Origin of the sequence: Muriicola sp. Z0-33 (assembly GCF_026126425.1) — a bacterium.
Taxonomy (GTDB): Bacteria; Bacteroidota; Bacteroidia; order Flavobacteriales; family Flavobacteriaceae; genus JAFMPW01.
The window spans coordinates 11,992-36,723 of sequence record NZ_JAFMPW010000015.1; the positions used below are offsets into that span (position 1 = coordinate 11,992).

The window sequence follows — 24,732 nt, forward strand, 5'->3', positions numbered from 1 at the left end:
TACAAATGCCTTATCCATGCTATTGTTTGTCATCAAGTATTAATGCCGGTATTCCAAGTTGAGAATACAAGGAATTGTAAGCTTTCATTTCATTATCTACAATTTCGTTTCGTTCTTCTGAAAATGTCTTCCACATTGCCAGGAGATCCCTTAGGCGTTCTTTAGCACCTTCGGTCACTACAGGATCTGCGGTATCTACATAGCCTTTTAAATGCATCAACTGGGCATTGAGTTTATTATTAAAATTAATAACATCCTGGAAGGTTTTTTGCTTGGGTTGTATTAGATGCTGTTCCCAGGTATCAATCCGCTCTATGAGCTCTTTTCCTTTTTCGATGAGCGATGTTGTATTCTCATTATCCTTGAGTAATCTGCCGTAATTTTCCAATTGTGATTTTGCAGATCGCATTTCATTCACGGCTTCATGAATAGCAGTAATAGTACGCTCTATTTGCCCCAGGATCAATTGCTGAGCTTCAAAATCTTTTATAGAGGCCGCTACTTTGGGGTTAGGAAGAATTTGCACCTGTGTTTCAGAGGTTAATCCTTCCAGGGTTAGTCGAAGCATATATGTTCCGGGGCCAACTCTTGATCCGGCGTAATTGCCATAAACGAAAACCTTATCTATTGCGGGGATATTTTCTTTTCTAAAATCCCATGTAAATCGGTTAAATCCCTTTTTTGAAGGAAGCACCTGCGGCTTAGACGGCCCGCCAGGCCAGGATTTAAAGTCTTTGGGTTTCTTATTACTAATAGATCGTATTAACTTGCCATTGTGCATTACCTCTAATTCCAGATCCAAACTGTCGGCTGATTTATCCAGGTAATAATCAAATGTCACCCCTTGTTTGGGATTTTGGCCCAGCCCGGGTATGGGTTTGTCACTACTTCCTCCAAATATTAAATAAGTGTCTTTTGGTGTAAAAATAGCAACGGGCGCTTTGGGGCCCGGACTGTTCTGTATGGCAGCAACATCATCCAATATCCAAAATGACCTCCCGGCGGTTGCGGCAACAAGATCATTATCCTGAAAAATTAAGTCATTAATTGGAACAACGGGTAGATTTAATTGAAACTTCTGCCAGTTTTGTCCGTCGTCAAAAGAAATATACAAACCAGTTTCTGTGCCTGCATAAAGAAGACCTTTTCTCTTTGGGTCTTCCCTAACCACTCTGGCGAACGTATGCGGTCCTGAAATACCATTGACAATTTTTGTCCAGCTTTTCCCGTAATCGTTTGTTTTAAAAATATAAGAATTCATGTCCATGTATTTGTACCTCATGACTACCGCATAGGCTGTGGCAGCATCGTGGGGAGAAAGTTCTATGCTATTAACAATGCCATGGGGCAGATTTGGCGGGGTAATATTCTCCCAATTTGCTCCTCCATCTTTGGTAATATGAATAAGGCCATCATCACTTCCGGCCCATAAGACTCCTTTTTCATGTGGGGACGCTACTAATGCCATCAGGGTATTGTAGTTTTCACCTCCTGCTGCTTCGTTGGTATAGGGGCCGCCACCGGGGCCTTGCTTGTCCTTTTCATCCCTGGTGAGATCCGGACTTACAACATCCCAGCTAATTCCTCCATCAGTGCTTTTAAATACTACATTACCAGCATGATAAATGGTATTTCTGTCGAAAGGAGAACTAATTATGGGCGCATTCCAATTGTACCTGAATTTAAAATCTTTTGGGGCTATACTAAGACCAAGTTCGGGATATTCTTTTATGGCTTTACCTTCCCTTGATGCCCTGACCCATTTTTCTATGATCCCCTGATAACAACCACCATAGACTACTTCCGGATTGTCCGGGTCAAAGGCCAGAAAGGCACTTTCACATCCGGCTACAGAATACCAATCTTTCCAATCTATCCCCTGATCATTAGTTCTGCTTGCAATTGCTATGGCCGAATTATCTTGTTGACCTCCGTAAACATTATAAGGCACTAAATTGTCTGTTATAACTCTGTAAAATTGGGCAGTAGCCTGATTTTGCTGACTGCTCCAGCTTTTTCCGCCATTATTTGAAATGTTGGCTCCACCATCATTAGAATTGATCATTTTTTGATTGTCATATGGATTGATCCATAAATGATGGTTATCTCCGTGGGGAGTAGGCAGGGGTTTAAAGGTTTTGCCACCGTCTATAGATTTAGTGACAGGGGCATTTAAAACATAAACTACATTTTGGTTTTGCGGATCTGCAAGTATCTCCATATAATACCAGGAGCGTGCAATATTGATCCTGTCTTTGTTTATCTGAGTCCATTTTTTACCTGCATCATCGGACCGATAAACACCGCCTTTTGTCCCTTCGGCCTCTATTACCGCGAATACCAGTTCCCCGTTAGCGCGGGACACAGAAATTCCGGCCTTACCAAACGCTTCAGGCAAGCCTTTTTTCATTTTTTCCCAACTACTGCCTCCATCGGTAGATTTATAGAGACCAGAATTCTCGCCTCCGGATTCCATCGTCCACGGATAGCGTCTGTGTTGCCACATTGCAGCATACAGGATCAGCGGGTTATTCATGTCCATTGACAGAGAAGAAGCACCCGTAGTACTATTCAGATACAGTACTTTCTCCCAACTGCCTCCGCCATTTATACTGCGATAAATTCCGCGGTCTTCTGAGGGGCCATATTGTGCTCCCTGTGCTGCGATAAAAATGATATCCGGGTTGGTTGGGTCTATTACTACATCCGAAATATGTCTTGTAAAATCTAAACCAATATGCTTCCAGGTTTTTCCCGCATCAGTAGATTTGTAGACCCCGTCTCCCATAGAAGTCATAACTCCCCTGGCAGCGTGTTCTCCCATCCCGGCAACCACAATATTAGGGTTACTTTCAGATACTGCTATGGCGCCCACGGTACCTGTTTTCAGAAATTTGTCTGACACATTTTTCCAGTTGATACCGTCGTCCGTAGTTTTCCAGATACCACCGCCGGTGGTGCCCATATAATAGGTCATGGGTTGCCCCAGAACACCGCTGGAGGCTACGCTTCGACCTCCTCTGAAAGGCCCGATATTTCTCCATTTTAAGCCATTGTAATTAGAGTCCTGAACCACAATGGGTGACTGATTTTTTTTCTTGCTGCGCTTTTGAGACTGGCCATTTATGGGAATTAATAATAATCCCAAAAAAAGGAGTTGTATTATTTTCATAGGGTTGGTTTTATTGTTCTTTACTTTAATTAAGTTTTTTGTCTAATTCTAGAATGGTATTTAGCAATACGTTGGTGCCGTTGGCCATGTCTTCTGCCGTTGTAAATTCTTTTGGCGAATGGCTTATCCCATCTTTGCTCGGCACAAAGATCATTCCTGTCGGCGCAATTAGTGCTATGTCCTGCGCATCATGCCCTGCACCACTTTGCATTTTTTTAATTGAAAGACCTAGTTTTGCTGATGTTTTTGCAATTTGTTGTTGAATAGCAATATCTGTGAGAGCCGGATCGGCAGTCGTATCGAGTAGCTCAAAGGAAATACCTACATTGGCAGCTTTGGCTATTTCTTCACCTTTCTGACGGATTTTGTCAAATAAGTTGGTTATGACCTCTGAAGATAGATCTCTTATCTCGAGGCTGGTCACCACCTTTCCCGGGATAACATTGGGCGCCCCCGGAAAGGCTTTAATTCTGCCCACTGTGCCCACTTGTTTGCCATCCATACTATTGGTTAGCTCGTTGACCGCTACTATGAACTTTGCTGCCGTAAGGAGGGCATCTTGCCTCAGATTCATCGGAGTGGTGCCGGCATGGTTGGCAAAACCTGTAAATGTAACATTCCACCATTTGAGACCAACAATACCTTCAACGATTCCAATATCGAGGTTTTCCCGATCCAGGATACCTCCTTGTTCTATATGGAGTTCAAGAAAAGCCGCAATTTCACCTGGCATTCTTTGTACTTGTTTCAGTTTAGTAGTATCGCCACCGAGGCGGATTATTCCTTCCCCCATAGAAAACCCTGTACTGTTGACTACGCTTAATGCATTTTTTCCAAGATGCCCGGCCATTGCGCGGCTGCCCATAACGCCTCCTTCTTCATTTGAAAAAATGATTACTTCCAGAGGGTGTCTGGTGCTTATGTTTTTTTCGTTTAACGACAGCATTACTTCAAGAGCGGCCATAGCACCTACACAACCATCATAGTTGCCACCATTAGGCACACGGTCTATATGAGAACCAAAGGCAATTGGCTTCATATTGGCATCTGTTCCTTTTCTGGTTCCAATGATATTTCCCGCAAAATCTATTTTGGTTTCCAAATTCATTTTCTTCATCTCCTCTATCACCCATTCTCTGGCAGCTATATCAGCATCACTGAATGCAACGCGTTCCGTTTCACCATTGTCCTGAAGACCAAATTTGGCGAGGTCAAAGATTAGTTGCTCCAGGCGGTCCTGGTCAACTTTTAACTGAGCTGGTGCAACCAGGGGGAGCATTAATATCCCCAAGAAGATCAATCGTATTTTTTTCATTTATGAATTTATTGGAATTAAATTATTGCGCACTCGTTCCTGCCAAAAGCATTTAAATATTGATGTAAAGTGCAAATCCTGCCTTTAACAGCTGCAACTTCAGTCATCCACCGCCGCAAAAACCATTTGTCTGAATTTCCAGCCGGTGGCATCATTAGTTGTTTGCTGTGTTTGCTTCATTAGTACGCCAATGATTTGTTCCTGGGGGTCCGCAAAATACTGTGTATTAAAATAACCTCCCCAATCAAAGGTTCCCGTACTGCCCTGACCACCCATATCCTGACCTATTGGAGTTACTACCCCAAATGCAAGGCCGTAATGTTTTGGTCCGTTTCCCCAAATATCACCAATTTGGTTGCCCATAATACTCTGAACAGTAGTTCTGCTTAGGATTCTGACCCCATTTAGCTCTCCTCCATTGAGATACATTTGTAGAAATGTAGCATAATCTTTTGCGGTACTTGAGAGTCCGGCACCCCCGGAGAAAAATCTTTTAGCCCCTTTTATCGGGTAATCAGTGTCATAAAAAGTTACCGGGTATTTTTTCCATTTCCCTGAATCAAAATGCTGCACAGTAACCAGACGAGAGTGTTTTTCTTCAGGCAGGTAGAACCAGGTATCGTCCATTCCTAATGGATCAAATAGTCGGGTTCTAAGAAAGTCATCAAAGGGCATCCCGGATACCACTTCAATAAAATATCCCAGTACGTCCAAACCTTCACTATAGGTAAATTTTTCGCCTGGAGTGTGGTGCAACGGGAGCCCCGCCAATTTCTTAACACTTTCACCAATTGAGATATTTTCTGTGGTAAACAGGTCTGTTATACCAGCTTTTTGATATATTTTTTTAAACCTGGGATCGCCATCAATTACACCATAACCAATACCGGAAGTATGAGAAATAAGATGTCTTATAGTAATCTCTTTTTCAGAAGGAACTGTGGTATAACTAGAATCTGCCTCATTAAAGGTATCCAGGACCTGTGCCTCTTTAAATTCCGGAATATATTTAGATATGGGATCATCCAGGCCAAACCTTCCTTCTTCCCAGAGCATCATGACAGCGGTTGATGTTATGGCTTTGGTCTGAGAGGCAATTCTGAATATATCGTCTTTCGCTAGAGCACGCTTTGAAGTATTATCTGCCATGCCATATGTATTGTGAAAGACAATTTTACCATTTCTGGCAATCAGGGCAACCGCACCCGGTATATTATCCTCTTTTACCGCAGCCTCGAGCATGGCATCTATTTTGGCAAGCCGCTCTTCGGACATGGCAACTGCAGATGCACTATCAGCAGTCAGGGGCGTAGATTTTTGGATCGATTTGGTCTGTGCTCCTGCAAAGGCAGTAAAGCATAAGAATAGAATAAATGAAATTTTTCTCATATCTCTTGATTTAGTTTTGGCCGCCACTTCTGTTTGGAGATCTGGTGGATGGCCAGGTACGTTGATTTCCGGTTCGTGTATCCAGGGGTAGACTAGCCTTCTCTCTTGATGTCTTTTCAGGATCCTCACTTGCCATATAGGCAAGGATGGCTGTTAGAATAGCGTTGTTCCTCACATCATCAAAAACAATTTTATCGTAGGTGTCCAGATTGGTATGCCAGGTATAGCTCCCATAACTCCAGCTAAGCGAACTTAACGAAAACGCAGGTGCGCCGGCTGCTACGAAGGAAGCATAGTCAGATCCCCCTCCTCCGGGGGTTCCTGGAAAAGTAGTGGTAATATGTTCCGTAATTTTGTCAGGCACCGCCTCGAGCCAGCTACCCAGGTAGTCATAAGCATGTAAAAACCCTTGTCCGGACAGGCGCACCACGCGCCCTGTTCCATTATCCTGATTAAACAATGCTTGCAGGCCTTTAACTACCTCGGGACGATCTTCCACAAATGCTCTGGAGCCATTTAACCCCTGTTCTTCACTGCCCCAATGCCCAATTATTATGGTTCTTTTAGGATTGGGATATACCTTTTTCAAAATACGGGCAGCTTCCATCATCGTAATTGTTCCTGTGCCGTTATCTGTAGCTCCTGTAGCGCCATCCCATGAATCGAAATGTGCAGATAAAACAACATATTCATCCGGGAGCTCGGTGCCGGGGATGGTAGCAATGGTATTAAAGGTAGGGACAACACCCAGTTCTTTGGATAATGCTACTACTTTAATTCTTGGCCTATTATTGTGTTCCGCCAATCTGTACAACATCCCGTAATCTTCCAAAGAGAGGTCCACCACAGGTATTTTTTTAGTTTCGGCGCTAAATATTTTATTGGCCCCGAACCCATTAGACCATCTGGATTGGATTATGCCGGCTGCACCGGCTTTTTCAAAAGCACTTTTAATATTTCTGGATGTATACCCTGTATTGCGGATACGTTGCCGCCATTCGTCCGCATGTTTTGCTCGGTCTGACTTCATTTTTTCAAATGAGGTTTTGGTAGCAAATTCCTCCCAGTTGTAGTCTGGTCTGCCTGTAAGTTGAAGCATAGAAACCATAACAAACTTGCCTTTGACATTAGGCAGCCATTTTGAGAAGGCCAATGAATCTTCTACTTCAGGGATGATGACTACTTCGGCGGTTATTCCTTCTGGTGGAGTACTTGGGTTCCAGGCCAGTTGGGTGCCACTTAGACTAACATTGCGCGGAGCCACCAGATCTATATGCGTTATGCCGCGCTCCCATCCCCTCCAGGTACCCCATTCTTCCATTTTGGCGTTTATGCCCCATTTTTTATAGGTAGCAATGGCCCATTCATGAGCATTTTTCATTTGAGGTGTGCCTACCAGGCGTGGTCCTATACCATCCAAAAGTTCGTGGGCCAGTAGTTCTAGTTGGGAATTTTCTGTGGCTTCTTTGACAATTTGATCTGCCACTTCTTTATGGCTTTGTGCATTGCTCAAAAAACTGCTTAGACATAGTGCTAAAGCTATTGCACTAAATGCATTTCTCATTCTATTTCTTGTTATTTAATTAGCCTAACGAATATATGTTTTTTAACCTTGCCTTGAAAGTTGTTTTAAGAACTAAAGGGGGCTTGGTGGCTGTGATTCAAAATCTTCTTTTAAAATGGCAAACTCATAATTATCGGACCATCCCGACTGTAGGGGGAGTACTTTCCGTTTCCTGCCTTCGCGTTGCATTCCAAGTTTTTCAAGGACCCTGATAGATGCCAGATTATCTACCGCACAGCCCGCTTCTATCCTGTGTAAATTAAGTTCTTCAAAGCAATATTTAATCAACCCTAATGCCGCTTCGGTAGCATACCCTTTTCCCCAGTACCTGGGAAGAATACTATAATGCAAGGTGGCAAGTCTGTAGCGCGGTGGGGCAAGAGAAAAGCCTAGCTCCCCCATAAAGGTATTAGTGTGCTGGTCTCTGATGGTCCATGAAAAATCGGTTTTGTTATTATCATCGGTTTCTTCCAAAAGGGGCGCTATTACTTTTCGTGTAATATCGATGTCCATAGGGATGCCAATAGTATTAAATTTTGCCACCTCTTCGTTAGAATGCAATAAGTACATATCATGGAGATCATCTTGGCTAAGGGTTAATAGATTAAGGCGCTCAGTTTTTATTATCATGCCATAATTTAATGATTTATTTGAACCGATTTCTTTTATTAAAATAAGTCGGAATTCCTTCTTTTTGACTTTGCATTTAAGTAATTGATATACAACAATATAAACACATACAAATGACAACAAACGTTTACAAGCGAAAATAAATACTTCCTAACCGAGTAGGGTGTTATCCTCAGATTATGTTTGCAGTGTCGGTGGATGGTCTGCCGATAGTATTAACTGTTTAACGCGCCAGTTTATCTACTGGCATTAAAATTAAAATTATGAACGCACTTAGAAACAAAGTACAGTTGATTGGACATTTGGGGCAAGACCCTGAGATTGTAAACCTTGAAAGTGGTAGTAAATTGGCCAAATTTTCCATTGCAACCAATGAAACCTATCGCAACGCCAAAGGAGAAAAAATTGAGGATACCCAGTGGCACAATGTAGTGGCATGGGGAAAAACAGCAGAAATTATTGAAAACTATCTGGCTAAGGGAAAGGAAGTTGCTGTGGAAGGAAAGCTAATTCATCGCTCATATGAGACAAAAGAAGGTGAAAAGAGGTATGTTACAGAGGTTAAATGCAACGAACTTTTGATGTTGGGTAAATGATATAAAACCACTATTTAACGAAAAAGGGGGCTTTTTGCCCCTTTTTCTATGAATTCTTATCTGCTCTTATTAACTTATATAAGCATTAAATAGGGTTATGTCCCATTATTTTTGTGCGTTAAACCTCATAAAATGAGCAATATAGCTAAAATAGGACTGTTTATATTTACAGCGGCATTTTGTTGCCAGGGGTTACTATATGCACAAGAGAAGGATGAAAAACAAAGAGCCCTGACCTTTTTTATGGAAAAAGCGCTGGAGGACGCTATTTATGAACAAAACATTCAAATGCAATTTGCAGAGGATGAAGTAGATTTCTGGAAAGACCAAAGAAACTTTGAACGCGCTCTTAAGAAGAAAAGCTACACTGCCTATCAGGTTTACGTAAATACAAAATTAGAAGCCTATGATAGCCATAGACTGGAATGCAAAACACCACAAAATCACAGTCTGCACTATCTAAAGCAAGGTGCTTTTTATTCCAAACACGGGAAAAGGGTTAAAATTACTGACAATATCACTGCACAACATACGAAAAGTCATTAAGTTAAATCCGTATACTTTGGCAGCTACTCCAAATATTCGTCTTACCTCGCTAAAATAATCAGTGCCAACCCCAGGATATACACCAACAGCATTATATTGAGTAGCCTAGGCACTCCTTTTGGAGCTCCTTTAAATTCTTTCCATACATATATTCCCCAGAGGGCTGCAACTACGGTTGCACCCTGACCCAGACCATAAGAGATGGCCGGTCCGGCTTTGTCCGAAGCCAGTATGCTGAAAGACATCCCAATACACCAGATAATACCACCCAAAATTCCCATTAGATGGTTCTTTGAACCTCCTTTAAAATAATCTCCAAAACTTACTGGAGGACCATCAAAAGGTTTTCTCATGAGGACCGTATTAAACAAAAAATTACTGGCCAATATTCCCAGAGCAAATATGAATACTGCCGTATATGGACTTAATTTACCATCAATAGGGATGGTAAAATCAGGAAACATGGAATTAGCCACATATTTATAAAATAACCCCATTAAACAACCGGCAACAATCGCCAGTACGAGTCCTTTTGTCGGGACTTTATTCTGACTGGCAGATAATTTCTTATAGGCGTTCGCATTTAGTACCATGGCCAATACAATTAGAGCAACCCCTCCAAAAAGCAAACCGGAATTGCCTACGGGTGCATCAATATAATTTACAATTACCCCTATCACCAAGGCCAATCCAATACCCACCGGAAATGCTACAGACATCCCTGCCAGGGTAATGGCAGCTACCAAAAGTATATTGGCTCCATTAAAAAGTACCCCTCCTAAAAAGGCCGAACCTAAATTGGCATTACTGCCCTGGGCAAGATCTTCTAAAAAAGGACGTCCGCCATCGCCCATACTTCCGGCAGAAAAGGCCAAAAGCAATGAAAAAATGACAATTCCAATTACATAATCCCAGTAAAAAAGTTCGAACCGCCAGGTAGAGGAAGCCAGTTTTTGGGTGTTTGCCCAGGAGCCCCAGGCCATCATTGTGATAATACAGAAAATTACAGCAATGGGGTAAGATTCAATAATAAACATAGGTATATGAGTTAGTTAATTTCACTTTTAAAAGGGGCCGATGCCTGGGCTCCCATTTTAGTAACAGAAACGGCTGCTGCCTTATTGGCCTGTTCAATACTTTCTTTCCATCCCTGTCCTTCTGCCAGAAATACGGCAAGGGTGCCATTAAAGACATCACCGGCGGCCGTAGTATCTACTGCGGTTACCTTAGGAGGTTTTATCAGCATTTTTTGGGTTTTATTCATAAAGAAAGCTCCCCGGCTGCCCATGGTAATAATTACATTTTGCACTCCTTTGTCAAAGAAACCTTCACAAGCCATTGCCGCACTTTCCTCGTCGTTAACTTCTATTCCGGTAAGCAGTTTAGACTCCGTTTCGTTAGGTGTGATAAGAAATAGTCCGTCAAGAATGGCATCCGACAGGGGTTGGGCAGGAGCCGGATTCACTATAAAACGCTGGCCAGAGTTTTTACAGATATTTGCCAATTGCGATACAACTTCCATAGGGGTCTCTAATTGTGTAAGTAAAACCTCAGCAGAATTCAGGAGCTCTTTATGCTCCAGGATATGGCTTTCAGATAAGAGATTATTAGCGCCGGATGCGACTACGATTTCGTTTTCGCCTTCTTTGTTAACGGTAATCAGGGCAACTCCGGACGGTGTTCCTTCTGCTTTCAAACAACCTTCTACATTTATGCCTTCCTTCTTGTAGCCTTTAAGGGCGTTTTGGCCAAAAATATCGTCTCCCACACAGCAAATAAAACTTACATCTCCGCCCATACGGGCTGCAGCCACAGCCTGGTTGGCCCCCTTTCCTCCAGGAAACATAAAAAAATCACCTCCTAATATGGTCTCGCCAGGTTCTGGAAATCTTGGGGTTTTCACCACCATATCTGTATTGGAACTACCGACTACTAATATTTTTGTCATTGTTTTAGGGATTTGAAACCAGGATAGGATTTTTCATCGTATTATAAAAATCGGTCAACAGCGCCTCTTTATCAAAATTCTCCCATAGCGTTATTTTTCTATTATTATCCGGACGTTCTACCCATGCATTGTCTATTAGAATTGGCGCCGGTATTTCCTTTTGCTCTCCCCAATTACTATTCTTTAAAATGGCAACGGCAACCATGTCAAACAAGGGGCGCGTCTTCTTATCACCCGGATGTTCTACATGATCAAATATATGTTGAAAAAGGCTAACGGAATAGTCTCCGAAGTTGGCGAATTCTCCTCCATGCCTACCTTTAATAGGCATTTTAGCTATAGGTCCCAGGCCTGGCATTTTTTGGTTGATTTCGTCCTGGGTAACGCTCACAGCATCTGTTCCAGAAGGATCTCCGTAGCGGACGGTAACCATTTCAAAAGGGATACTGCTATTGAGAACGTAATTCATGGCAATGGTATCATTGTCCTGATTATACTCTCCTGGTTGCGGATAGTTAGATCCAAGCCAAACAATTTTTGTGCGCTCAGCAAACCCCGGATCTTTTTTAAGGGCCAGAGCAATGTTAGTTAGTTTGCCGACAGCTACTATTATTACAGCGTCTTTTTTGGTGGTTTCTATAAGAAAATCAACCCCATCTTGCCCGTCATAGTCTTCGGGATTAAAATCTTCTGAAATTTCCTGATAGTTGCCATTGGCACCTTTTAAAAGAGGGATATCTCCTTTTAGATTGGAGAGCTGTAATACCCTTTCTGCCTCGTCAAAATGCCCTTGTATTTCCCCTCCGTTATAGGTGGCATTTACTGTTATTCCGGGAACTTCAAAAGTGTCTCCATTGAACAAAAGATAGGCCAGGGCATGTTGATCGTCTAATTCGTTATTGGCATCAGTGTCAAAAATCACCTTAATTTTATGGGTCTGTACAGCAGTGATAGTTGCTTCTTTTTTATCCGGCTTTTTTTCTGCACAATTGGTGCAAAATAATACAGCTATTAGGGCATACGTCAGCGAAGACCATCTTGCGACAGAAATTGAAGGGATCATATTTGGCAGATTATTTTGTGATTGCTGAATATACAAAAAATTTGATGTTGAAAGATGCCATTTACCGGGACCTAATTAACCACTACTTCCAGGATTTCAGAAACTGTTGTGCCATTATTGACCAGGCCTTCAATTCCCAACTGCAATACCTCAGCACCGGTATCGGGAATTTTAAATATTAACTCCCCAAGGGCATTAAAATGAAGTTGGGGAAACCAACCAACAACCCCATAATCTCTAAAGAAATTACTGGTATATGAATTGTACTTGGGAGTATAGTATCGGCTGGGTTTACTAAAGGTCAACGGTAAGGCATATTCTTCATAGGTCTTATCAAATTTAAATGAAGCTCTATGCACCTTAGAAGGGTCAGTAAATATCTTTATAATTCCTCCGCCACCTCTCATGCCTCCACCCAGGCCATATCGATCTACTTCAATATAATCTACCTGCGACATCTCAAACCTATATAGAATACTTAAGTCTGCCAGTAAAATGCCATCTAAATAAATAGTGGGGATCATACCCGAGGTTATCTGATCCCGAGTTCCTAAAGGGGTAGCAGCTTCGTCATTGTTAGCATATTGAGTATTTGAAACATTACCGGCACCCCCTCTTGTTAATGTTGACTGGATACGGTTGACTATTCTGAACATGCCACTTCCCAAACCACCAATATCTATTTGTTCATAATAACCTTCGTCCACTATATAACCTCTCTGACTTATATAATTGGAGAAGTAGCGGTATTTTACCCTGGTGTCTTCATCAAAGACTTCCACTTTTCCCGAGGTGGCATTTCTGAGTTTTTCTATTCTGGTGTAGGCTTTCTTTTCCGTAAGAATTACTTCGTCAAGTTTTTCTACTCTTTCAAAGCTGGCATCGGGAATAATTTGCGAGTTCAATGAAAAGTTATCCTCTTTGATGAACAGTGATTCCATGCCCACATTTAAGGCCGGAATAGCAGAGGGATTAAAAAGAACATTCAGGCTTGGTTTAACAACTTTACCATCCGGGAGAATTTCACCAATCCTAATCTTGTCTCCGTCTATTGGAAATATTGCACTCCTCTGAAAGGCAGTTTCATCGGTTGATAAGTTAATGATCTCCGTGGCACCCCCTTGATTGGGATAGCGCAATAGCTGAGCGCCTTTCCTATCTCTCAGGTTGGCGGTAAACCCTATCCCATTTTCAAAGTCATAGTTATAATCCGGAGGATCATTGAACACCGTCCTCCAGTTATAACTGCTCCATCCCTGATTCATAAGTAAAAGATCTAAATCGTAATTTCTTTTGGGTGTAATCTCCTCAAAATAATATCTGGCATTTTCTATATATCCACGAACATAAGGTTGTAAACTGGTGTAAGACCTTAAACTATGATGTGCAGTATAACTTTGTGTATTTTTGGGCAAAACAGAAATGCTGACAGCATTTAATGCGGTAGTATCTATTTGCTGATAGCCCAAACGGACCACTAATGAATCTCCCTCTTTTGTAACTTGATGCTTATTGGCCTTTAAGGCCAAAAGCCCGTCATGTTTAAAGAACAGGCGTTCCAGAATAGGTTCATTATACTGGTCCAGGAGTGTAAAAATATTCAGTCCGGGATCCAGGTCGTTATATGGGATTACTTTTAACACTTCCAGTGCATTTTTAGCGAATGCCACTTCAGTAATTTTTAGATTGGCGCCATTGTGAATGGCTAACTGATACCCCCTTCTCCTATCTATGGCAGTTGCTTCATTGGTTCTGAAAGCCAGGGCAACTTTAGTTCTCAAATCCTGAAGTTCTACAACTATTCCTTGGTTTTCTGGCTTATCCAATTGTATCTCATGCTCCTTACCATTTATAGAAATTACTGCATAGTAATTCTTATTTGTTGCCGGCGAAAGATAAAATTTAGAGAAACCCAAATCATTGGTTTTAAATGTGGTAATTAACTGCTTATTTTCGTCGACCACTTTCCCTTTAATTCCGGAAAGACCAAAACCTTTGGCATCCTTTAGAGTTACTCCTACTGTATTTTTAATATTCGCGACCATATGTCCACCCACTGGAAGAAATTGGGCATCAATCTCCTTGTCACTGGTTGCGCCTATTATGGAGCGATTGTCTTCCGGATCCAAAACTTTGAAGTTCTGGATGTAAAAATTCTGTTCCTTGAAATTTCTCATCCAGTTAGTGTAGGCCTTAATTACGTATTGCCCCCCTGTGAAGAGACTGTCAATTTCAAAACTTCCATGGCTACTCCCTTGATATACACGAAATAGCTTTTTCTTTATTTGATGTCCAAGTGTATCGCTAATAGTTATGTACAAATTAGCAGTTTCCGAGGAGAGTTCTCTGGTGTTTTTATCAAGAACATATGCCTGAAATGCCATTAATTCTCCTTTGACATATACGGATTTATTGAGATGTACAAAGGCCACCTCTCTTGGTAGTTCTGTATAATTTTCATACATATCCAAAAGCTGTGCTTCTTTGTAATTCTCCTGGGAAAAAGCTGCCAGCGTAAGACAGCAAAACAGCATTGTAGTTAATTTGAATTTATTCATAGTAATTCTTTATTTAGTCAGCTTTAAAGGCGTGTTTACCCAATAATCTGATTTAGCTTTAAATTTTACTTTTTCTGTATTTGAAAGTGAACTGTTCTTGTTTATAAACTGCCCGTGTAAAGGAAGAGCTTTACCAATAAAAACTTTTTGTACGAACATCTCCCGGAATTGATTAATGGTATTTAGGCTGAGCTTTCCTAATTTTCTTCCCAGCATATCTTCAATGTTCTTAATCTTGTAATTTACATTAGCCATGACTGTCTTATCCATGCTCCCCAATTCTGGGATAGCCCCATTGACCAAGGATACCTTTATGCTTTTGGGTCCTGCACTGCTTACATTGCTGATCTTCAACTTTCTTTTCTTATAGATAAATCTGTAGTTTCGGATATTATTGATTGTTGAGGGTTTTATCGTATTGTTAAAAGTGATAAAAAAAGCATTCTTATCCTGGTCTAGTAAGATCGATTGAATTCTAAAGTTGTCTTTACTTCTCACCTGAAAATTATTGTTGAACGAAATATAATTCAGCACCATTTTGCCGCCTTTTGGCAGGTATTCTAATTCCAGGCTATAGAGAGGATCATATGCATGACGTTCATAACCTCTATAGCTAAACTTGTAAATGCCATAGTTATCTTTTGCTATATAAATTACCCCTTCGGCGGCATACCTGCTTTTTATTTTTTCATACTTGGTCTTAAAACTAAGACGATATATAGGAACGTCATCTCTGTAGGTGATTCCTTCGAGTTTAAAGCTGTGATTTTCCAGAAAATCAGTTTTAAAGATGTGAACAAAGGAGAAACTATTGCGGCTTCTGTTTCTAATGGGATCGTGTAGGTTCAGAATTCCCAGCTCATTACCTCCAAGGCCTGCAATTTTTGCATCTTTTATAAACTTTTCACCAGTTCCGTCATAGTTAGAAGACCAGATCGTATCTCTACTGAAGTCATTGTTTTCTTTGTATTCGAATAAGGTAGTTTGATTATAGGCATCAGAGAATTTATCAGAATTATAACCAGCGTCATAGACTTCTACCAAGGCTTCATTTAAATTGATATAATCGTCTTTAAATAGTTGATAATCCCTGTAATATGCTATATATGAGTAGGGGTTTGTTGGGCAATTGGCAGGGATTCTTTGAATAGCTTTTCTGACAATTTCTTCTGGTTTTAGTGCCGATTTGCCAGAAGGGGAATTGGCCGAGAGTACTACCCCCTGGAGTTCTTCGGTCTTAGGGGTCAACAATATGGTATTGATGATGCCAGATTTTAAGTCGGAAACAGCTAAAGTTTTCGAGCTATATCCAATTGAAGAAACACTAATGAATTCATCTTGATATTTGTACGGTAGTCGAAAATATCCGTCTCTGTCCGCGACTACACCATTGCCATTGTTCTTTAATACTATTGTGGCAAATACGATGGGTATATTGGTTTTACTGTTGAGCACTCGTGCCAGTAATTCGTTACTCTGTACTTCCTGAGAATAAACCCGATGCAGTGAAATAAGAGTAAAGCACATGAAAAAGAAGAAAGCAAGCCTATTTGCTTTAATAAAACGGGAATTCATCATTTAACTCTTAGATTTGACTTAAGTGGCGAATTTCCATTTTAAAATAGTACAGTGCAGGACCGAATACCAAATAAATGTAATTCACGGAAGGCATAGCAATTGTCTCAAAGTAAATATACCGATTTCGGATAAATTTTCCCAGACTGCTCTTTTATTGCTATTCAGAGGTATTGAATAACATCACTAGGAAGGAATAACAAGTTATTTAAGGATGAATTAGAAAATTATCAGAACTACTTTGATCTTTTTAACATTAACTGATGGTCTCCCCATTTCCCACCTGGTCTTCATCCGGGTTTAAGAAAACCAGCTTACCCTCTTTATTTTCGGTCATCAGTATCATGCCTTCACTATCGACACCTCGAAGGGGTCTCGGGGCCAAATTTACCAGGACAGTGACTTTCTTGCCGATAATTTCATCAGCGGTAAAACTTTCAGCAATTCCAGAAACTATTGTTCGCGTATCAAGTCCGGTATCTACCTTTAGGACCATTAACTTCTTGGTTTTGGGCATTTTTTCTGCTTCCAGGATGGTGCCTACCCTCATGTCCATTTTGGTAAAGTCTTCAAAACTGATGGTCTCTTTCTGTGGCATAAGTGTTCTGTTTTCTGATTCGTTATCTTTTTTGGTGGCTGCTAATTTATCTAACTGTTTTTGTATTTCCTCATCCTCAATTTTGCGAAATAACAGTTGGGCAGCTCCTATCTGATGCCCGGCTAAGAGCAACTGTTCTTTGCTTTGAACATCGGTCCATTTAGTATCCGAACTTAAATTCAGCATCTGGCGAAGCTTTGCCGCGGTAAAAGGGAGAAATGGTTCGCTAAGAATGGCGAGTCCGGCAGCAATCTGCTGCGCAACATACATTATGGTTTTTACCCTTTGTTCGTCTTCTTTAATTACTTTCCAGGGTTCCTCATCCGCAAGGTATTTGTTGCCCAGACGGGCCAGATTCATGACTTCTTGCCCGGCCTCCCTAAAACGGTATCGCTCCAGGGAAGAAGAAATGCGCTCCGGGTATTTATGTAAATCTGATAAGGTCTCATTATCGGACTCGGTAAAATCTATGGGTTCCTGAACAACACCATTGTAATACTTATTGGTAAGTACCACCACCCTATTGATAAAATTTCCGAAAATGGCAACCAGTTCGTTGTTGTTTCTGGCCTGGAAATCTTTCCAGGTAAAATCGTTATCCTTGGTTTCCGGAGCATTGGCTGTTAAAGTATAACGCAAGACATCTTGCATGTCCGGGAACTCTTCCAAATATTCGTGAAGCCAGACCGCCCAATTCTTGGAGGTAGATAATTTGTTCCCTTCCAGGTTTAGAAATTCATTGGCCGGAACGTTTTCAGGCAGCACAAATTCCCCATGAGCTTTAAGCATGCAGGGAAATATTATGCAGTGAAAAACAATATTGTCTTTGCCAATAAAATGCAACAATTTTGTGTCTTGGGATTTCCAGTAAGGCTCCCAATTTTTTCCTTCGCGCTCTGCCCATTCTTTTGTTGAAGAGATGTAGCCAATTGGAGCATCGAACCATACATATAGCACTTTTCCTTCAGCATTTTTTACCGGTACGGGAATTCCCCAATCCAGGTCGCGAGTCACCGCCCTTGGTTTCAGGCCGTCATCTATCCAGGATTTACATTGTCCATAAACATTGGGTTTCCAATCTTGTTTATGCCCTTCTAATATCCACTCTTTTAAAAAGTTTTCGTACTTATCTAAGGGAAGAAACCAGTGTTTGGTTTCCCTCATACTCGGAACCGCCCCGGAGATAGTGGATTTAGGGTTAATAAGATCTGTTGCATTTAGAGAAGAGCCGCAATTCTCGCATTGATCCCCATATGCCTCCTCATTACCACATACCGGGCAAGTACCTGTCACAAAACGGTCTGCCAGAAATTGCTGAGCCTCCTCATCGTAAAGTTGGGCAGTAGTTTCTTCCAAGAAATCATCTTGCTCATACATTTTTACAAAAAAATCTGAAGCTGTTTTATGATGTACAGCAGCAGAGGTTCTTGAGTAATTGTCAAAGGTGATTCCAAATTCCTGAAACGACTTTTTAATAATGCCATGGTATTTGTCTATCAATTCTTTTGGGGAAACACCTTCCTTTTTTGCTTTCATAGGAATAGCCACCCCATGCTCATCACTACCACATACAAATACAACATCTTTTCCTGTTAACCTGAGGTATCTGGTATATATATCTGCAGGAACGTAAACTCCCGCCAAATGGCCAATATGCAGAGGGCCATTGGTATAAGGCAATGCCGCAGTGATAGTATATCGGGCCGGGTTTTTAGGAGATTGTGACATCAGGAATTAAATTAAGCCACAAAAGTAACCATTTTTTCAGGCGAGACACCACGGGCTTATGAAAAAGAAAGCCCTCGAGACACTGAACTAACATAAATGTTGAACGTTCAGTGTCCGAGGGCAATTATTGATAAGTAGGATTGGCTTATGCCACCATAATTGATTTAGACATTTTTTTGTCTGAAACCTGAATTCTATAGATATACTTTCCGGTAGATAATTGCATTGGCATTCTGTCGCGAATATTAATTTCAACAGACCCTTCGGAAGTTATTTCATTGTAAATTGTACCTACATTTTGTCCGAGGATATTAAAGAGCTGAATATCCACGTGGGCCGTCAACGGCATTTCTAAATAGATATGCGGTGTATCCTTGGTAGGATAAAACGGCTTATGGACAATCGCATCCAAAAGGTCCGGGGTAGGAACATCCGGAGTAGGGTCGCTACCATCTGGTAGTGTTGGAGGTTCATCACTGTAGGCGATATCCGGAAATTCTGTGCCACTACATTCAAAGCCCAGATTAACCGGGGTATATGGATGATCTAATAAATGCTGTTCTACCAGAGGGATGGGGACACAAAGCCATTCTGCTAAAACAGTGGCGTAAAGATCCCTGAAGTCCATGGTATATTCTAAGTTTCCTCTACCGTTTGGACTGTCGAGAGAAGGGTGATCCCCTACAAAGGCACTTCCGTTTAACCCTGATCCAAAGAACAGGGTAGGGGCAGCCTTACCGTGGTCCGTACCGTTAGATCCATTTTCAAAAATACGTCTTCCGAATTCCGAAAAGGTCATACTTAGTACCTTGTCATCCTGTTGGGTAAAAGCAACATCTTCATAAAAGTTATTGATAGCAATTGAAAGGTTAGACATCAGTCTTTCATGAGCCAGTGGCTGGTTCCCGTGAGTATCAAAACCTCCCATAGAAATCATATACACCTTAGTTCCTAAATTACCTTTAATTAACCTTGCTAAAAGGGCCAATTGCCTTGCAAAACCATTATCCTGGTACTCCACCTGGTTCTGTCCTCTTTCGTAGGCTTCATGAATCAGGCCTGAATATTCATAAGTTGTATTAGCGACTCCCCTCAAAAACTTGAGTTGGTCCCCGTACATACATGGGTCGAATAAATTATCATCCAGCCCGTATACTACTCCTGATTCCGCTATTTCTTCAAGCTGATCAATATTGGAAGTAACAAAAGCGTAATTGGTTTCTTCTCCCTGGAACACCAGACTTCCGAATTGCCCAATTTGTATCGCCGCCGGAGCTGCTGGTGGGTTCACCAGGTAGTCCGGGTAAATATTTTCAAAATAACGACCCATCCAACCTGTATTTAATCCGTCGAATCCGGTAGTTGTCAGATCTGTGTTGGCATAGATATCAGAACCGGTAAAATGGGAAAGACTCTGATTTTCATAACCTACACCGTGCACTGCCTTGAACTGTCCTTCGCCCCACATGGGTTCCAAAGCGTTCATATAAGTCGGCACTCCAAAATCATCTGTAAGCTTCAGAATCTTACTTTCAGGAATATAGATATTGGGCCTCGCATTTGCATATTGGTCGTATTGCTGAATCGGAATAACCGTACTCAATCCGTCGTTACCACCAGAAAGGCGAATAAGAATCAGAATAGCATCCGTAGGGGCATTGGCAATGGCCGCAGTCAGTGGGGATGGTGCCGATGCGCTAAGCATATTACTGCCCAGCATCATGGAACCCGACCCGGCTATGCCCAATGCCTGTAGGAATGAACGTCTACTCCATTGTTTGTGTTCTTCGTCGTGCTCTTGATTGTTCTTTATATTAATAGGGATATGATTATTACACATAGTAGTAGGTTTTATTTTAGTTGAAATTCAGGTTGTCTGGATAGGTGCATTAATAGTAGAAATACCTGTAGAGGTGGTTCCTGGCTAACTGCCAACATCCACAATCCACTACCACCAGGGTAGTAATCCGGACTGTAATAATCTTCCGGAACATCCTCAATTTTAAAGGCGTCCATGGCATTGTCAAAGTCTTGCTGTGTAAGCAATCCTTTAGGAGTTAGCTTATCTACTATTGCACGGACAACTGTTTCAGGGTTACTGGTATTGCTATCAGCAGGTCCTACTGCGTCCATGGCAAGTGTTCTGAATTGTTCGGGATCTGATTGATAAAAAGCTTCCAGGAAGACTTCTGATGTCAACCACCTGCCAATCATGAAATTAGTGTTGATCCACTGCCGGTCTCTTTGCCATCCTGCAACATCTGTAGGATCAAAAAGCGTTTGTCCCAGCAGATTAGAAGAACTCATGACAAAATTCAAAGTATCATCGTTGAAGGTAAACCCACTTTCGTTGAGTAGGTTTAAATACATATCGAACGGACTTTTAATGATAACCCCTATGGCATCCTCGTCAAAAAAGTGCTGACTTTTAAACAATTGGGATAACACGGGTGCCAGTTCAAAATTATTTGCAACAAAGGTACTGGCCATTCCGCTTATAATTGCCTGGGCATTCCCTGCATCATCATCGGAATCTGGGTGAACAAAAAATTCGTATAGTTTCTGGCAGATAAAACCTGCTATTTCATTGGGTCTTTCCTGAAAAAGAATGTCCATCACTTCATCATAACCCCAATTCCCCGTCTGACCTAAGATCGTTTTGGTTCCGGCGTCGTGTCTTGTAGCATCAAAAGCAACAGGTTCACAGCCTAGTTCTCCTCTTTCAACATAACCTGAAAGAGCTCTGGCCGTTTCAATAATATCTTGTTCGGTATATCCATTTCCTTCGCCCAATGTAAATAACTCGTATAATTCCCGGGCATAATTTTCATTAGGGTTATTTCCATTATTATAGACACCATCCAAATAATACAGCATGGCGCTGGTAAGTCCCATTTCACTGACAAAGGTTTTAAAGTTTCCAAGGGAATTCCGCTGCAGACAGTTTACATAATAATAGAGGAATGAATTACAATCATATATGTCTAATTCTGTAACTAAATGGTTGCTCCAGAAAAAGCTCAGGCGGTCCCGAAGATTATTGGTTACAAGACCGTTTGTATATGCTAAACGCCATTCAGCTCTTTGAGCGTTTCTCATTTGCCTTGCAAGATCGTCATCAGCCGGATAGTTGCTGTTGTTCCAATCTGCCCATACGGGCGGGGCAAGAGCTGGCATAGCCAGTGCTTCATTGATTAAGTTGTCTACCAGGGTTCCGGCTGTTTGGCCTACCGCCTGGTCAATAGTCTGAACGGAGGCACTAAACCCCAGTCTTCTGTACAAATGCGCTGCCCTTAGTTTATCCAAGGGAGTTGTGTACGGCGCTAATGTAGAGGTGTTACAATTAACGAAGTATTCCATAGTTTTTTTAGGCTTTAAGAACGTTCATGTGTGTAGGGGCAAATTCTTAACGCTTAAAGGATAACGATATTATGGATATGCCAATATTTTCGTTATACTGCAGCCGAAATTACAATCTTAATATCGAATTCGCCGACTAAATGCCCATATTTTCGATGAAATGCAGCATTTGTGTAGGATATTACTGAGACCGATGAGTATACAGAATGAACATGGAAGGGCAGGGGAGCAGATGGCGGTAGATTACTTAAAATCTAAAGGATATACCATCCTTCACAGGAATTACAGGTATCTAAAAGCGGAAATAGATATCGTAGCAAGTAAGGACGATATTTTGGCAATTATTGAGGTTAAATACAGAAGCTCTACCAGCCTCGGAAGTATTGCCGAGACGGTAACTAAGAAAAAAATTAAGCTTTTAGTAATGGCCACTGATCAGCTGGTGAGGGAACAAAATATAAATCTGGATGTGCGGTTCGACATTATTACCATCTTCAAAACAAGGGATATTGAACGTATTGAACATTTGAAAGACGCTTTTTATCACTTTTGAGAGCGAATTTGAATAAATGTTATCGTTCAAGATCTATTAAACTACAACTATTTGTTTTATTTATAACAATTTGTTATTTTTGATTAATAATCCAATCAAAATGAAAACGATATCTGCAGTTGTTGAGCATTATATTAAGAAAAAACCCTTTTTACAAAGTGCATTATCACAAGGAATCATCAACCTGACGTCACTTTCCAGAATAGTTAAGCCGGAAATTGAAGAAGAGCTGGGGAAAGATATCAGAAATGGTGCTATTGTTATGGCATTAAAGCGTCTTTCCGATGACATGGAGTTCAGGGCGACCCATAGAATTATCAAAGTGCTCAAGAACATAGGAGAGATTACAGTAAGGTCTTCTCTGACCGACTTTACTTTCCTGGTATCTTCATCCATACTGGAGAACCAAACCAAATTGCTAAAAGAAGTTAATAAGTTCAAGGACGTATTTTACACTTCTTCCAGGGGGGTAAACGAATTAAATATTGTAGTGAGTAATGTTTTGGATGATACAGTAGAAACCCTATTTAAAGGTGAAAAATGTACACAAAAGGCCGAAAATTTATCTTCAATTACGGTGAAATTACCAGCAGAAAATGTTTCGGTACCCGGGATATATTATTTTATTTTTCAGCGACTTGCCTGGGAAGGGATAGTGCTTTATGAAGTGATCTCTACAACAAACGAGTTTACAATTCTGGTAAATGATGACCAGGTAGATAGTGCATTTAGAACTATTAAAGACCTCAAAACACTATAGTAAGGAGAGTGAGATTTTGTCATGTACCTTAAAAACAATGATTAAGGGTTGCTCTTTTTATTCAGGAATTGCAGCACTTCTTTATAACCTTCGGGTTTGGAGATGATTCTTTTGTCTCTATCAAGAACATAGTAGGTTGGGGTTTGCTGAATAGCGTACAGCAAGGCATATTCGCTTTCCCATTTACCCAATGAAATGGCGTGTTTAAATAATGATAAACTGGCTGCCTCCTGCTTCCAGGTGATATCGTCGTCTTCCAGCCCTACCGCAAGGACGGTAATTCCTGGGTTGGGCAATAAGGCCTGGTGTAATTTTGGCAGTTCTTCCAGGCAATGCGGACAGCCACTGCTCCAAAAGACAAGCACGTAGAATTCCGAAGGCGGAAGCGTACTTAATTTTTCTAAATCGGCACCAGATTTCCAGGTAATTTCGGGTGCAGTTGCTCCTATTCTGAGCCGATTGTGGGCCTCAATTTTCTCGATGAGATCCCTATTACCCATTTCAGAAGCCTGGGGCCTTAGGAGGTTATTAAAGATATAATCAGAGGTTCGGTTAAAATTCCGATTTACGGCCTGTGTCCACAAGGTGTTAAATACAGACAATTTGTACTTTTCAGGTGCTGTGTTAAGCAGATTATTTACTTTGGATATATTTTCATTTACTGCCAATTGCTCCTCTAGATTACTAGTGGCTTCCAGGGGTAATGCGGTAAATACATAATTGATTAATTTATTGGTTAAATAACCCGAGCTTTGCAGGAGCGGATCAGCAAAGTCTATTTCATCAAAATAGACTTTTTTCTTATTTGTAATATATTCCTGAAAAGGCTCATATGATCTGGGCAAATATGGTCTGTTCGACTTAATAAATGTATTGGCCATTAACCCGAAAGCCTGCTCTTCGTACTTTTGCTGGGTAGCTTCCAATGCTTTAATTAAAGCTCTGAATTCTCTTTTATCTCCGTCGGCAGAAGCGTAATAAGACATTATTTGTTGCTCTATAGCATTGATGTCCCGGAAATACGCATCGTAGGTACTATTATCTGGTGAATTATGGAAAATTATGCCTTCATCTAATGAAAAGCTGAGATCAATATTTTCTTTTCCATTAAACAAGACGTCTATATAGTATTCATCCTGGGGAACAGCATAAACCAGACGAAATGTTCCCGGACTACTGTTCTCGGGAAGCTCCAAACTGAACCTGCCCTCCGTAATCTGGTCATCTGCTGCGTAATACTGCTCTCCTGCCTCTAATTTGTACGCCAGCACCCATGTAAATTCACTGGCCGGTGAAAAGGTTCCGGAAATAGTATACTGAGCTTTTATGGTCATAGCCATCAATATGAACAATGGAAATAATACTTTTTTCATCATT

The 24,732-nt window shown here is 41.1% G+C and carries 18 protein-coding genes; 4 read left to right on the forward strand and 14 right to left on the reverse strand.

Annotated features, from left to right (window positions below; translation table 11 throughout):
• Positions 1 to 19: 19 nt before the first annotated feature.
• The 5 genes from J1G40_RS16160 to J1G40_RS16180 form a co-directional block, all read right to left on the reverse strand.
• Entirely contained in the window at positions 20 to 3,172 is a 3,153-nt protein-coding gene (locus J1G40_RS16160; protein ID WP_265243700.1) for a VPS10 domain-containing protein, read from the reverse strand.
• A 25-nt stretch (positions 3,173 to 3,197) separates the two neighbouring features.
• Entirely contained in the window at positions 3,198 to 4,487 is a 1,290-nt protein-coding gene (locus J1G40_RS16165) for a Zn-dependent hydrolase (protein WP_265243701.1), read from the reverse strand.
• Positions 4,488 to 4,586: 99 nt separating this feature from the next.
• Positions 4,587 to 5,876, reverse strand: coding sequence for a serine hydrolase domain-containing protein (locus J1G40_RS16170; protein ID WP_265243702.1), 1,290 nt, complete (start codon positions 5,874 to 5,876; stop codon positions 4,587 to 4,589).
• A gap of 10 nt (positions 5,877 to 5,886) precedes the next feature.
• Complete coding sequence (locus J1G40_RS16175) at positions 5,887 to 7,440, reverse strand: M20/M25/M40 family metallo-hydrolase (RefSeq protein ID WP_265243703.1); 1,554 nt, start codon at positions 7,438 to 7,440, stop codon at positions 5,887 to 5,889.
• 72 nt (positions 7,441 to 7,512) lie between these two features.
• Complete coding sequence (locus J1G40_RS16180; RefSeq protein WP_265243704.1) at positions 7,513 to 8,070, reverse strand: GNAT family N-acetyltransferase; 558 nt, start codon at positions 8,068 to 8,070, stop codon at positions 7,513 to 7,515.
• A 263-nt stretch (positions 8,071 to 8,333) separates the two neighbouring features.
• Between J1G40_RS16180 and J1G40_RS16185 the strand changes: the two genes are divergently transcribed.
• Complete coding sequence (locus J1G40_RS16185; RefSeq protein ID WP_265243705.1) at positions 8,334 to 8,666, forward strand: single-stranded DNA-binding protein; 333 nt, start codon at positions 8,334 to 8,336, stop codon at positions 8,664 to 8,666.
• Between the two features lie 132 nt (positions 8,667 to 8,798).
• Positions 8,799 to 9,212: a hypothetical protein gene (locus J1G40_RS16190; RefSeq protein ID WP_265243706.1), complete on the forward strand. Its 414-nt coding sequence runs from the start codon at positions 8,799 to 8,801 to the stop codon at positions 9,210 to 9,212.
• A gap of 41 nt (positions 9,213 to 9,253) precedes the next feature.
• On the opposite strand, the gene J1G40_RS16195 is transcribed toward J1G40_RS16190, so the two are convergent.
• From J1G40_RS16195 to J1G40_RS16230, 8 genes are all read right to left on the reverse strand, one after another.
• The gene (locus J1G40_RS16195; protein ID WP_265243707.1) at positions 9,254 to 10,249 is read right to left on the reverse strand and encodes a GRP family sugar transporter; all 996 of its coding nucleotides are present in this window, start codon (positions 10,247 to 10,249) and stop codon (positions 9,254 to 9,256) included.
• Positions 10,250 to 10,260: 11 nt separating this feature from the next.
• Complete coding sequence (rbsK, locus tag J1G40_RS16200) at positions 10,261 to 11,160, reverse strand: ribokinase (protein ID WP_265243708.1); 900 nt, start codon at positions 11,158 to 11,160, stop codon at positions 10,261 to 10,263.
• A 4-nt stretch (positions 11,161 to 11,164) separates the two neighbouring features.
• On the reverse strand, positions 11,165 to 12,223 hold the full coding sequence (locus J1G40_RS16205; RefSeq protein WP_265243709.1) for a nucleoside hydrolase: 1,059 nt from the start codon (positions 12,221 to 12,223) through the stop codon (positions 11,165 to 11,167).
• Positions 12,224 to 12,294: 71 nt separating this feature from the next.
• Positions 12,295 to 14,781, reverse strand: coding sequence for a hypothetical protein (locus J1G40_RS16210; RefSeq protein WP_265243710.1), 2,487 nt, complete (start codon positions 14,779 to 14,781; stop codon positions 12,295 to 12,297).
• Between the two features lie 9 nt (positions 14,782 to 14,790).
• Positions 14,791 to 16,359 (reverse strand): carboxypeptidase-like regulatory domain-containing protein, encoded by a 1,569-nt coding sequence (locus tag J1G40_RS16215; RefSeq protein WP_265243711.1) that lies wholly within the window; start codon positions 16,357 to 16,359, stop codon positions 14,791 to 14,793.
• A gap of 253 nt (positions 16,360 to 16,612) precedes the next feature.
• Positions 16,613 to 18,682 (reverse strand): methionine--tRNA ligase, encoded by a 2,070-nt coding sequence (gene metG / locus J1G40_RS16220; RefSeq protein ID WP_265243712.1) that lies wholly within the window; start codon positions 18,680 to 18,682, stop codon positions 16,613 to 16,615.
• Positions 18,683 to 18,827: 145 nt separating this feature from the next.
• Positions 18,828 to 20,522 (reverse strand): DUF1501 domain-containing protein, encoded by a 1,695-nt coding sequence (locus J1G40_RS16225; protein ID WP_265243713.1) that lies wholly within the window; start codon positions 20,520 to 20,522, stop codon positions 18,828 to 18,830.
• 11 nt (positions 20,523 to 20,533) lie between these two features.
• The gene (locus tag J1G40_RS16230) at positions 20,534 to 22,042 is read right to left on the reverse strand and encodes a DUF1800 domain-containing protein (protein ID WP_265243714.1); all 1,509 of its coding nucleotides are present in this window, start codon (positions 22,040 to 22,042) and stop codon (positions 20,534 to 20,536) included.
• A gap of 193 nt (positions 22,043 to 22,235) precedes the next feature.
• Here J1G40_RS16230 and J1G40_RS16235 point away from each other — a divergent pair, with 193 nt between their 5' ends.
• Both J1G40_RS16235 and J1G40_RS16240 read left to right on the forward strand, forming a co-directional pair.
• Complete coding sequence (locus tag J1G40_RS16235; RefSeq protein WP_265243715.1) at positions 22,236 to 22,595, forward strand: YraN family protein; 360 nt, start codon at positions 22,236 to 22,238, stop codon at positions 22,593 to 22,595.
• Between the two features lie 100 nt (positions 22,596 to 22,695).
• The gene (locus J1G40_RS16240) at positions 22,696 to 23,355 is read left to right on the forward strand and encodes an aspartate kinase (protein ID WP_265243716.1); all 660 of its coding nucleotides are present in this window, start codon (positions 22,696 to 22,698) and stop codon (positions 23,353 to 23,355) included.
• 41 nt (positions 23,356 to 23,396) lie between these two features.
• Here J1G40_RS16240 and J1G40_RS16245 read toward each other — a convergent pair whose 3' ends face one another.
• Entirely contained in the window at positions 23,397 to 24,731 is a 1,335-nt protein-coding gene (locus J1G40_RS16245) for a TlpA family protein disulfide reductase (protein WP_265243717.1), read from the reverse strand.
• Position 24,732 lies beyond the last annotated feature (1 nt).